The 12,439-nt window shown below is 27.1% G+C and carries 13 protein-coding genes and 1 pseudogene; 12 read left to right on the forward strand and 2 right to left on the reverse strand.

Going from position 1 to position 12,439, the window contains the following annotated elements:
* Positions 1-11 precede the first annotated feature (11 nt).
* Genes CRV01_RS11900 through CRV01_RS11920 form a run of 5 tightly spaced genes read left to right on the forward strand, consistent with a single transcriptional unit; the run spans position 12 to position 5,342 of the window.
* The gene (locus tag CRV01_RS11900; protein WP_129008435.1) at positions 12-1,082 is read left to right on the forward strand and encodes a dehypoxanthine futalosine cyclase; all 1,071 of its coding nucleotides are present in this window, start codon (positions 12-14) and stop codon (positions 1,080-1,082) included.
* 56 nt (positions 1,083-1,138) lie between these two features.
* Entirely contained in the window at positions 1,139-2,377 is a 1,239-nt protein-coding gene (locus CRV01_RS11905; RefSeq protein WP_129008436.1) for a pitrilysin family protein, read from the forward strand.
* A 1-nt stretch (position 2,378) separates the two neighbouring features.
* A complete protein-coding gene (gltX, locus tag CRV01_RS11910) occupies positions 2,379-3,659 on the forward strand; it encodes a glutamate--tRNA ligase (RefSeq protein ID WP_129008437.1) in 1,281 nt (426 codons plus the stop codon).
* Complete coding sequence (locus tag CRV01_RS11915) at positions 3,656-3,934, forward strand: YggT family protein (protein WP_129008438.1); 279 nt, start codon at positions 3,656-3,658, stop codon at positions 3,932-3,934. Before gltX ends, CRV01_RS11915 begins: the two co-directional genes overlap by 4 nt.
* Position 3,935: 1 nt before the next feature.
* A complete protein-coding gene (locus CRV01_RS11920) occupies positions 3,936-5,342 on the forward strand; it encodes a hypothetical protein (protein WP_129008439.1) in 1,407 nt (468 codons plus the stop codon).
* Here CRV01_RS11920 and CRV01_RS11925 read toward each other — a convergent pair.
* Positions 5,320-5,808, reverse strand: a complete 489-nt coding sequence (locus tag CRV01_RS11925) for a hypothetical protein (protein WP_129008440.1) — start codon at positions 5,806-5,808, stop codon at positions 5,320-5,322. The two genes, CRV01_RS11920 and CRV01_RS11925, sit on opposite strands and share 23 nt — an antisense overlap.
* 78 nt (positions 5,809-5,886) lie before the next feature.
* Here CRV01_RS11925 and mobB point away from each other — a divergent pair, with 78 nt between their 5' ends.
* The 5 genes from mobB to CRV01_RS11950 are packed head-to-tail and all read left to right on the forward strand — an operon-like array spanning position 5,887 to position 10,421.
* Positions 5,887-6,390, forward strand: coding sequence for a molybdopterin-guanine dinucleotide biosynthesis protein B (gene mobB / locus CRV01_RS11930; RefSeq protein ID WP_129008441.1), 504 nt, complete (start codon positions 5,887-5,889; stop codon positions 6,388-6,390).
* Positions 6,390-7,235, forward strand: a complete 846-nt coding sequence (locus CRV01_RS11935; protein ID WP_129008442.1) for a class 1 fructose-bisphosphatase — start codon at positions 6,390-6,392, stop codon at positions 7,233-7,235. The genes mobB and CRV01_RS11935 overlap by 1 nt, the downstream gene beginning before the upstream one ends.
* The gene (locus CRV01_RS11940; protein ID WP_129008443.1) at positions 7,228-7,443 is read left to right on the forward strand and encodes a hypothetical protein; all 216 of its coding nucleotides are present in this window, start codon (positions 7,228-7,230) and stop codon (positions 7,441-7,443) included. Before CRV01_RS11935 ends, CRV01_RS11940 begins: the two co-directional genes overlap by 8 nt.
* Before the next feature lie 21 nt (positions 7,444-7,464).
* Positions 7,465-9,426, forward strand: a complete 1,962-nt coding sequence (metG, locus tag CRV01_RS11945; protein ID WP_129008444.1) for a methionine--tRNA ligase — start codon at positions 7,465-7,467, stop codon at positions 9,424-9,426.
* Positions 9,426-10,421, forward strand: a complete 996-nt coding sequence (locus tag CRV01_RS11950) for a peptidoglycan synthetase (protein ID WP_129008445.1) — start codon at positions 9,426-9,428, stop codon at positions 10,419-10,421. The genes metG and CRV01_RS11950 overlap by 1 nt, the downstream gene beginning before the upstream one ends.
* Positions 10,422-10,428: 7 nt before the next feature.
* Here the strand turns inward: CRV01_RS11950 and CRV01_RS11955 are convergent, their stop codons facing one another.
* Positions 10,429-11,085, reverse strand: a complete 657-nt coding sequence (locus CRV01_RS11955; protein ID WP_129008446.1) for a S24 family peptidase — start codon at positions 11,083-11,085, stop codon at positions 10,429-10,431.
* 321 nt (positions 11,086-11,406) lie between these two features.
* On the opposite strand from CRV01_RS11955, the gene CRV01_RS11960 reads away from it, so the two are divergent.
* Both CRV01_RS11960 and CRV01_RS11965 read left to right on the forward strand, forming a co-directional pair.
* Positions 11,407-11,658, forward strand: a complete 252-nt coding sequence (locus tag CRV01_RS11960) for an OadG family protein (RefSeq protein ID WP_129008447.1) — start codon at positions 11,407-11,409, stop codon at positions 11,656-11,658.
* A 5-nt stretch (positions 11,659-11,663) separates the two neighbouring features.
* Positions 11,664-12,439, forward strand: a pseudogene (locus CRV01_RS11965) (biotin attachment protein); the annotation flags it as partial.

Below are 12,439 nucleotides of genomic sequence, written 5' to 3' on the forward strand. Positions count from 1 at the left end.
TTGGATAATTTATGGTAAAAAAAATGGATATTATTAATAGAAGAATCACAGATGAAGAAGCATTAGATTTAATAAAAAATGCTTCTTTAGTAAAATTAGGTGATTTAGCTTCTAAGAAAAAAGAACAACTACACCCAGAAAAAATCACAACCTTTGTTGTGGATAGAAATATTAACTACACTAATGTTTGCTGGGTTGATTGTAAATTCTGTGCTTTTTATAGACATGGAAGAGATGAAGATGCATATGTATTAAAGTTTGATGAAATTGATAAAAAAATTGAAGAATTATTAGAAATTGGTGGTACACAAATACTTATGCAAGGTGGAGTTCATCCTAAACTTAAAATTGATTATTATGAAGAATTAGTTGAACATATTCATACAAAGTTTCCACAAATCACCCTACACTCTTTTTCTGCTATTGAGATTTGTTATATTGCAAAAGTTTCAAAAATTTCTAGACTTGAAGTTTTAAAAAGACTACAAGCAAAGGGTTTAAGTTCTATTCCAGGAGCTGGAGCTGAAATTTTATCAGATAGAGTTAGGGATATAATTGCTCCTAGAAAAATTGATACTGATGATTGGTTAGAAGTTCATAGACTTGCTCACTCAATTGGTATGAAAACAACTGCAACAATGATGTTTGGAACAGTTGAAACAGATGAAGAGATTATTGAGCATTGGAATAGAATTAGACAACTACAAGATGAAACAGGTGGTTTTAGAGCCTTTATCATGTGGTCTTTTCAAAGTGCAAATACAAAACTAAAAGAAGAGATTCCTGATTTAAAGGCTCAATCATCAAATAGATATTTAAGATTACTTGCTGTTTCAAGACTATATTTAGATAATTTTCCAAATATTCAAAGTTCTTGGGTAACTCAAGGAAGTTATATTGGTCAAATGGCTCTTAAATTTGGAGCAAATGATTTAGGAAGTACTATGATGGAAGAAAATGTTGTTGCAGCTGCAGGAGCTACAAATTGTATGAATCAAGATGAAATGATTCAATTAATCCATGATGTTGGTGAAAACCCAGCAAAAAGAAATACTGCTTATGAGATTTTAGAGAGGTTTTAAGCTACATGAACCTCTTTAAATCTTTTTTACTATTATTACTAATTCAAGGATATTTAATGTCTGCTACAGTTAAGCAAATAAAAATAAATGATATAGAAATACCTGTAGTTTTTGAACAAGATAAAAATTTACCAATATTAAATTTACAACTTGTATTTAAAAACTCTGGGTATATGCAAGATAAAGATAAAAGTGGTTTAGCATCACTTTCAGCAAAACTACTAAATGAAGGAACTAAAAAGCTAGGAACTACTAAGTTTGCTCAAAAGCTAGAAGACTGGGCTATTTCTTTACACTCTTCAGTTGGATTTGAAACTTTTGTAATTGAACTTTCTTCATTAAAAGATGTAAACGATAAAGCCTTATCTTTATTAAAAGAGTTATTAAATGACCCAAATTATGATAAAAAAGTATTAGAAAAAATAAAAACTATTAAAATTGGTTCATTAAAAAGAAAAGAGAATGATTTTGATTATATTGCAAGTAAGAACTTAAAAGAGATTCTTTTTAAAAATACACCTTTACAGAACCCATCAAGTGGTAGTATTGAATCAATTGAAAAGATTAAACTTGCTGATATTAAAAACTTTTTAAACAATGCTATTGATTTAAATAATTTAATTGTTGTTGTAGGTGGGGATATTGAGTTTAATGAACTATCTCAAAAATTAAAAGAATTATTAAAAGATATAAAAGCTAAAAATAACAATAAATTTAAAACAGTAAATGCAAGTGATAAAATAGAAACTAAAACACTTAAAAAAGAGACTCAGCAAGCTTATATCTATTTTGGAAGTCCTTTTGAAACAAGTGTAAAAAATGAAGATAACTATAAAGCAAAAGTAGCTTCATTTATTTTAGGTGGAAGTGGATTTGGAAGTAGGCTTATGGAAGAAATTAGAGTTAAGAGAGGTTTAGCCTATTCTGCTTATGGTTATGTTTCAATAAATAAGTCTCATAACTATTTTACTGGTTATTTACAAACTAAACTTGAAAGTGCTGATGAAGCAAAAGAGTTGGTATCAAAAATAGTAAATGATTTTGTAGATAAAGGGGTAACACAAGAAGAGTTAGAGTCTGCAAAAAACTTTATCTTAGGAAGTGAACCTTTAAGAACTGAAACTTTATCTCAAAGATTGCATAGAGCCTTTACTCTATTTTACAGAGGTTTAGATTTTGATTACTCACAAAAAGAGTTAGAAAAAATAAAAAATCTTAAATTAGAAGATTTAAATAAATATATAAAATCTCATGATGAGATTAAAAAATTATCATTTTCAATAGTAAGGAAATAGTTTGTTAAGATTTTCACAAAGTTTGACAAAAGAGATGAGTATAAGTGATTTAAGAGTAGCGATATTTAATCATATTGTTTCTAAACAATCAAATGAAAAGCTTATAATAAGAATAGAAGACACAGATAAAGATAAGAATATTGAAGGAAAAGACAAAGAAATTTTAGAACTTTTAAATCTTTTCTCTATAGACTATGAGGGAGTTTTTCACCAAAGTGATAATTTAAAATACCATCAAAAACTCACTATGCAACTTATGGGGCAAAAAAATGCTTTTGCATGTTTTTGTTCTGATGTAAAGATAGAAGAATTAAAACAAGAAGCAAAAAAGAAGAATAAACCTTATGAATATGATGGTTTTTGTCAAACTCTTTCTGATGAAACAGTTTTAAATGTAAACTCTCCTTTTATTGTTAGAATAAAAAAACCTGATGAGAATATAGTTTTTAAAGATCTTTTAAAAGGTGAATTATCATTTAAACCATCTAGTGTTGATTCTTTCCCTATTTTAAGACAAGATAAAACACCAACACATAATTATGCTAATGCTGTTGATGATATGTTATTTGATATTTCTTCTGTTATTACTTCAGAAGATAATATAAATGATGCAGCAAAACAGATTCATATTAGAAAATTACTAAATTATGATAAAGAAATTGAGTTTGCACATATACCAAATATAAATATTGACTCAAAATACTCTTCTGTAAAACAGCTTATTGATGATGGTTTTCTTCCTTCAGCTATTGCAAACTACTTAGTTTTACTTGGAAATGAAACTCCAAAAGAGATTTTTACTTTAGAAGAAGCTATTGAATGGTTTAAGATAAAAGATATTTCAAAAGAAGCTGCAAAATTTAATATAGAAAAATTAAAAGAGATAAATAAAAAACATCTTCTAAATATTGATAATATGAGATTTTCAAAAATTCTAGGTTTTGCAGATGATGATATTGGAAAGTTAGCTAAACTTTTTTTAAATGAAAACTCTACAATTAAAGAGATAAAAGAGAAGATTGACTTGATTTTTGCACCAAAATCAACTTGTGAAGGTTTTGAAGAAGAGTTTGTAGAGTTAAAATTAGCTCTAAATGATGCTCCTTTTATTGAAAGTTTTTCTGAGTTTAAAGAATTTCTTAGTAAGAAAACACAATTAAACGATTCTAAACTTCTTAAACCATTAACTTATATTCTTACTGGACAAACAAAACTACAAGGAATTGAACTTGAAGAAGTTTATCCTTTGATTAAAAACTATTTAGGAGAAATTACAAAATGACAAATGCCTTATTAAGCTCAGTTTTTACAGTTGTATTAAGTATCATCTTTTTATACAAGTGGGTTATTATTATTTCAGCTATTCTTTCATGGGTAAGACCTGATCCATATAATCCAATTGTACAGATGCTATATAGATTAACTGAACCTGCTTATAATCTTGTAAGAAGATTTATTCCTACAGTTTTTGGAGGAATGGATTTTGCTCCAATTATTTTAATTTTTGCATTAATCTTCTTAGAAACATTCCTAGGTAGACTTTTTATGGGAATGTAATATGAAGCCCTATTCTCTTCTTTTTTTAACACTGTTTTCTACTTTAAGTTTTTCAAATGATGAAAATAAAAAGAAAAATGAGTTTTTATCATTTGAAATAATTAAAAAAGAAGAGAAAGGTTTAAGAAGAGACTTTTTTATAAATGAATTTTTAAAACAAGATTCGATTACACAAGATCAAGCTTATGAATCATTAAAATATATTGATTCAATGAACAGTAAACTCTTTACAAATTTTGCAATAAAATATAAACACGATGAAACATTAGCTGTAGTTCAATGTATGAATATGCCAACAAAACAGTTGATTAAATCTTATGATGACTGTATTAAGGTTGGACTAAATTATTATGAAGCTTCAAAATTAGACTCTTTGCAGTTAAATCAGCTTATAAATAAAACATCTGAAGAATACCCTCTTTTTGCAAAAAATTTAAAAGTTTTATCTTCATCAATACCCTTTACAAAAATTATTACTTTAAATAGGGATTCTTTTTATGAGTTATATTTTAGTTTACCAGTAGAGTTTAAAGAAAATTATTTAAACTATAGATTACCAAGAAAAACATTTTTTAGAATTTATGAAGATAAAGTAAATTTTGAAAAATATTTAAAAGAAAATATCACTAATAGAACCTTTGATATTGTAAATGATTCTCTTTTATCTATTGATGATACAGATTTAAATGCTAATTCTTCATTTTTATTAGGTATAAATGCTTTTACTTTCAAGAATAAGGATAAAGCAATTATATTTTTTCAAAATGCTTTAAATAAAACAGATGAAGAAAACATAAATAAAATTCTATTTTGGTTATATAAAACTACAAATAATAAAGCTTATTTAAAAGACATTACTTTTAATAACAAAATAGATATATACACAATCCTTGCCAATGAACTTTTAGAAGATAAAATAAAGTTTGTTTTTAAGCAAATAAAAAATAAAGAGTTTATAAAAATAACAAAAAAACTATCACTACAAGAACAAGCTTTGCTTTACTCATTAATTAAAGTAAATTCAAATTTTGATAACAAATTTATTTCAAAAGAGTTTACAATAGGACTATTAAGTCAAAACTATAAGCTTGAAAATATAGAGGATTTTTATAAAAATGGTCTTAGCTTAGAAAAAAGTATTTTTTTGCTAAATAAAGAGCTTTTAGAAGATATAAATATTAATCCTATTATAAAATATTTAACTGTAGAAAATAAAAATAATCATTTAAAATTATTAAAAAAGAATTTTAAATTAAATGAAAAACTAGATAAAAACCTTGCATTTGAATTTATCACTGATAAAAAACTTGAAGAGTTTATTTTAAATTACTATTTTTATATTAATAATAACACTAAAAAAGGGAAAAAGAAGATAAAGTTATCTTCTATTTTTGAAAACTTAAAGTAGCAGTTCCATATTTGCTATGAATAAATTCTAAATTTAATTCTCTTTCTTTTTCTTTATTATTAAATTTTACTAAATAATATCTAGCCCATGGGTTTTTTAGTGGAATAGAACTTACTAATTTAGAATCTGTTTCTAAACCTTTTAAACTCACTGATTCTTTTTCATTTAATAAAAGTTTGTATGAGTCTTTAAAGAAGTTTTCTTTATCTTTATTTGCAATTTGAACTCCAAGAATAAAAGTTTCTATAGTATCACTTTTATATTTTTCATCAACATAATTTAAATATGTAACAAAAATTAAAGCTTCAACTTCATTATTATTTAGCAAATCACGTTTTTTTGTATATTGAATTGCTTTTGCACTTAGCTTATCCTTTTCAAAGTAATTTAATGCACTGGTTTTGTCTGCACAAGCTGAAAAAAATAGCGCTAAAAATAGTATAAAAAAACTACTGATTATCTTCATAAAAAACATCCTAAATTATTATAAGATGGTATCTTATCCTAATTTTACTTTAACAAATATTTAGATAAAATCTTCCCTATGAATAATCAATACAAAAAACTCGCAGTTGCTTTTAGTGGTCCGTCAAATAGTGGAAAAACTACCCTTGTTATAAAGGTTTCAACTCTTTTACAAGAGAAAGGATACAAAGTTTGTATCGTAAAACATGACCCTGGAGATAAAGCAACTTTTGATGTTCCTAAAAAAGATAGTTTCAAATTCTTTGAAACAGGTGCAAATGTTGCTGTAGTAAGTCCTAAAAGAACTACATATTTTAAAAATGAAACTTCATCGATTGATGAGATTATTGAAACTTTTAAAGACTTTGATTATTTATTAGTTGAAGGACTAAAAACTCTTCCTCTACCTAGAATTACGATCTTTAGGAATAAAGTAGATGAAGCTTATTTTAAATATAGTAACTCAATTGCTTTTGATGAAACTATTAATGAAAATGAAATTCCTTCTAACTTAGATAAACTAGACTTAAATAACCCAGAAGAGATAATCAACTGGATTGAAAAAAATGCAAAGAGAGTTTAATGCAAGAAATATTTGAAGCAATAAAAGAAGCTAGTAAACAAATACAAGAAGTTATAGAATTAGGTGATACAGCAAAAAGTGAAAATGAAAACTCTACTGGTGATACTCAATTAAAACTTGATATTGCAAGTGATATAATCATTGAAAAAGTTTTTGCGACAATTCCATCAATTAAATCAATTGTTAGTGAAGAACAAGAAAATATTGTCAATTTAAATGAAAATGGAGAATATTTAATAGCTTACGATCCATTAGATGGGTCTTCGTTGGTTGATGTAAATTTATCTGTTGGTTCTATTTATGGTATATATAAAAATGATTTTACTGGAGATAATATTATTGCTTCAGTTTATGTTGTATTTGGACCAAGAGTAGAAATGGTTGTTGCATATGAAAATAGTGTAAAACTATATAGACTTTTTGATGGCGAATTTAATTATATAAAAGATATTAAATTAGAGCAAAAAGGAACATTAACAGCAACAGGTTCAACTCAAATGTGTTGGTCAACACACCATAAAGAACTTATAAATAGTATGTATGAAGCTGGATATTATTTAAGATATTCAGGAGGTATGGTTCCTGATTTACACCAAATCCTTCTAAAAGGTGGAGGATTATTTTCTTATCCTGGGACAACAGATAAACCAAAGGGTAAATTAAGACAACTATTTGAGGTTTTTCCTTTTGCTTTAGCCTATGAATTTGCAGGAGGAAGAGCTGTTGATGGTAAAAATAGAGTTTTAGAAATATCTACAACTCACATTCATGATACAAGCCCTTGTTTTTTTGGATCTAATGATGAAATTAATAGAGTATTAGAAGTTTACAAAAATCATGTCTGAAAACCAAGAGAAAGATCAATGGGAATTAAACTTAGAAAGAGTAAAGGCAGAACTAAATAGTTGCCAAATGTCTTTACATAATAAGCAATCATGTCAACCAGATAATAAATTTTGTGACAAGTTTTTTGATTGTGAACTAAGAAAAAAATATGTAGTTGCTGTTTATGAGTCTATGAATAAAGGCTCTGGCGGTGGATTTGAATTTTAATTAAAAGAAGAAGGTATTTATATGGAAAACTCTTGTAAAAATGTTTATATTACAACTCCTATTTATTATGTAAATGATGTAGCTCATATTGGTCATGCATATACAACAATTATTGCTGATATGTTAGCAAGATACTCAAGATTAACTGGATATAACACATATTTTTTAACAGGAACAGATGAACATGGGCAAAAGATTGCTCAAAGTGCAGAACAAAGAGGAAAAACTGCAAAAGAGTATGCTGATGAAGTATCAGGTAAGTTTAGAAAACTTTGGGATGATTTTGATATCTCTTATGATAAATTTATACGTACAACAGATGAAGAACATAAAATTGGTGTTCAAAAAGCTTTTGAAAAAATGTATGAAAAAGGTGATATTTATAAAGGTGAGTATGAAGGTTTTTATTGTGTATCATGTGAGACTTTCTTTACAGAAAAACAACTTATAGATGAACAATTTTGTCCTGATTGTGGTAAACCTACAAATATTGTAAAAGAAGAGAGTTATTTCTTTAAATTATCAAAATATGAAGATAAATTAATTAAATGGTACGAAGAGAATGAAGATTGTATTTTACCAAGAGCAAAGAAAAATGAAATTATGAACTTTGTAAAAGGTGGATTAAAAGACCTTTCTATTTCAAGAACATCTTTTGATTGGGGTGTAAAACTTCCAGAATCTTTAAATGAACCAATGCATGTAATGTATGTTTGGTTAGATGCTTTAATGAACTATGTTACTGCATTAGGTTATGGTACAGATGAAAAAAACATGGAGTTTTGGCCTGCAAAAGTTCATTTAGTTGGAAAAGATATTTTAAGATTCCACTCTGTTTATTGGCCAGCCTTTTTAATGTCTTTAGATTTACCATTACCAGATCATATTGCAGCTCATGGATGGTGGACAAGAGATGGTGAAAAAATGTCTAAATCAAAAGGGAATGTTGTAGATCCAAAAGAAGTAGCAGATGCTTATGGTTTAGATGCATTTAGATATTTCATGTTAAGAGAAGTTCCATTTGGACAAGATGGAGATTTTTCTCAAAAAGCTTTAATGGATAGAATTAACTCTGATTTAGGAAATGATTTAGGAAACCTTTTAAATAGAATTTCTGGAATGTCTGGAAAATATTTTGATTTTAAAATTGATTCAAAAGATGTTATAAAATATCATGAAAAAGAGTTAAATGAAGTTCAAGAGATTTTAGACAATGTAGAGAAATATGTATTTAATATGCAACTTAATAAATATTTAGAAGATATTTGGAAAGTATTAACAATTGCAAATAGAGCAATTGGTGATTATGAACCTTGGACAAAAATGAAAGAAGGTAAAGAAGATGAAGCAATGGCATTAGTTGCTTTAATTACTAATATTATGGCTAAAGTTGCCCTACTTTTAGATTCAGTTATGCCAGAAAAGATTTCTAAAATTGCTACTTCATTAGGTCTTGAAATCAATAATGATTCATACAATAAACTTATTGTAAATAAAGAGCTTATGGGGGAAACAACTATTACAAAAGTAGAACAACTTTTCCCAAGAATTGAAGAAATTTTATTAGAACAAGCAAAACCTACTGAAGTTTCAAAAGCTGAACCTGAAGAGAAAAAAACTTCTAAAAAAGAAGAAAAAACTGAGTCTGAAGAAGATAATCTAATTACAATCGACCAATTCTTTGAAACAACTTTAAGAATTGGAACAATTATAGAGGCTGAAGAAGTTCCAAAATCTAAAAAGCTTTTAAAGCTTCAAGTTGATGTAGGTGAAGAAAAACCTAGACAAGTACTTGCAGGAATTAAAGAATTCTATTCTGCTGAGAGTTTAGTTGGTACACAAGCTTGTGTTGTAGCAAATTTAAAACCAGCTAAATTAATGGGTATGTTAAGTGAAGGTATGCTTCTTGCAGCAAAAGATGAGAATGGTTTATCTTTAATAAGACCAGAAACTTCAAAAACTAATGGGACAAAAATAAGCTAGTGCAAATTACATCTTTATTAGATATAGTTGATGGTAGGTTACTAAACCAACCATCAATCTCTTTTATATACTCTATTAAAACTAATGCAAGAAAAGTAAAAGAAGGAGACCTTTTTATTGTTCAAAATAAAGAGGAAATCAAAGAAGCATTGGAAAATGGTGCTTTTGCTTTAATTATTGATGAAAACGTTGAAGTAATTGATAATGAAATTGCATGGATTAAAGTTAATAATTTAAATGAAGCAATTACAAAATTAATTAGATTCCAACTTTCAAATAAAAAACTTACTGCATTTTATTGTAATAGTGTTAGTTATGACCTTTTTGAAATTCTTAAAAAATCCACAACGCATAATCATATAAAACTTATTCCAAAAAAGTTATCAAAGTTTTTTAAATTTATAGATGATATTGAAGATAATGATACAATAATATGTTCATGTCAAAAAACACTTGAAAATATATATCCAGTAAATTTTGATTTTAATACTAAGCAATATGAAATAAAAAACTTAATTGAGCACTCTATATTTGAGACTACTTTTTCTTATCAAGATAGATATTTCTCAAAAATAAAAATACCAAGTTTATATTTAAAAGAGTTTTTAGATGTATATAGTTTTTTAGGTTTTGATGCAGATTTAAATAAATTGAAAAAGTTTAATAAATTAAGACCTATATTTGTTGATAAACTAATTAACCATACTGATTATGGAAGAACAGATAAATTTTTAATAGCTCAAGAAAACAAAGAGCTAATAGAAGAAGAAATAAAATATTTAAAAAATAAGTATAAATATGCAAAGATTTTGTATTTTTCTTTTGAAGAAGAGCTTTATACAGAAAATATTGAATATATTCATTTGACTTCTTTACATAATTTAAAAGCTTTTTTAAAGAAAAACTCTTTTAATGCGGCCTATTTTGTTGGTTTAGATCATGATACATTATATGAACAAGTATCTAAAGAAAATAATAGCCCAACATTGATTTAAAGTACTTTTAGTAAATCATACCAAAAGTACTTACAACCTTACCTACAATATTTAATTCACTGTTATCTAATACTTGTTTAGGATAATCTTTATTATCAGATATTACATCTAATTTTCCATCTACTCTTTTTTGTATTCTCTTTACAAATAATCCATGGTTTGTTGTAAATGCATATATTCCATCCCTTGATGCATCTTTTTTAGTTTTGTCAATAAAAATCACATTATCACTATTTAAAGTTGGTTCCATAGAGTCCCCTACTACATTAATAGCTTCAATATTTTTAAGATTTTCTTTTCCACCTAACATATTTATAAAATATGGGGGAACTTCTAAACTTTCATATTCATCATCATTTTCATATGCTCCACCACCAGCACTTACTCTTACTTCAGGATAATATCTAATCCAATATTTATCTGTAGAATCAACTAATGAACCTGGATTTTGATTGTAGAGTAACCAGTTAATTGATATCTTTTTTCTTGCACAAAAGTCTAAAATATTAGAAAATGGTATTTTTCCTCTATTTTTCATTGTTGCAAAATTTACTTGGCTTAAATCTAAAGCTCCGGCTACATCTTTATCAAAAACCTTTCCTAACTTTCCATCTTTACTTATAATATCTTTTAATTTTTCTATTATCTCTGGTACAGCTAACATAATAACTCCTTTTTTGAATTATATTACAAAATGCAATATTTTTCAAGGGTTTTGAAAAAAAAGTATAAACTTTTGACATATTTTTATTAAAAGGACTAAAAAATGTCAGCAAAAATAACTAAAGCAACAAACTCTGTAATGAATTTTTTATTAAAAATTGATAATTTATTATTAGTTGTTGGTAAAAAAATATTATAAAAACTAATAATATATTCAAATTACAAAATTTGTAATAAGATAATCTACAAAATAAATTTTACTAAAGCAAAGTTTCTATAGAATTAGAACACTAATTACACGATGGTAACCACGGGGAGTAATATGGAAACAAACTTAATTGCGGAGGCAGTAAAGTTTATGGTCTTAGGAATGGGGATAGTATTCTTGTTCTTGATCGTAATGGTCTATGCTTTAAAACTGCAAGCAAAAATCATAGGGAAGTATTTTCCAGAGAAAAGTACACCAGTACCTACAAAGCCCACAGTAACTACAGGGGCGAAAAATATAAACGAAACTGCAAAGATAGCGGCTGTAGTAGCAGCTGTTCAACATCATAAAAATCTAAAAGGTTAAATTAAATGTCAAAAAAATATATTGATGTTATGGATACTACATTTAGAGATGGATTTCAGTCTGTCTTTGGAGGTAGAGTTTTAATGGAAGATTTTTTTCCAGCTGTAGAAGCTGCGAAAGAAGCAGGTATAAATCACTTCGAATTCGGAGGAGGAGCAAGATTTCAGTCTTTATTCTTCTACCTACAAGAAAACGCATTCGATATGATGGATAAGTTTAGAGAAATTGTAGGACCAGAAGCAAATCTACAAACACTAGCACGTGGTATAAATACAGTAATGCTAGATACAGGTTCAAGAGAACTAGTAGAAATGCACGCAAAAATGTTCGCAAAACATGGTGTAACAACAATTAGAAACTTTGATGCACTAAATGATGTACAAAACTTAGAATATAGTGCAGAATGTATAAAAAAATATGGACTAAACCATGAAGTAGTAGTAACACTAATGGACTTACCTCCAGGATGCGAAGGTGCTCATGATGTTCCTTTCTATGAAAAAACATTAAGAAATATTCTAGATAGTGGATTGCCTTTTGATTCAATCTGCTTTAAAGATGCAAGTGGAACATCTTCCCCTCAAAAAGTATTTGATACTATTAAAATGGCAAGAAACTTAGTTGGCGAAGATACTCATATAAGATTACATACTCATGAAACAGCAGGTGTATCTGTTGCTTGTTACTTAGCAGCATTAGATGCAGGTGCAGATGGTATTGACTTAGCAGCCTCTCCCGTAAGTGGTGGAACTAGCCAACCAGATATTCTAACTATGATGCA

Source organism: Arcobacter sp. CECT 8983, from assembly GCF_004118855.1.
In the GTDB taxonomy this organism is placed as follows: Bacteria; Campylobacterota; Campylobacteria; order Campylobacterales; family Arcobacteraceae; genus Halarcobacter.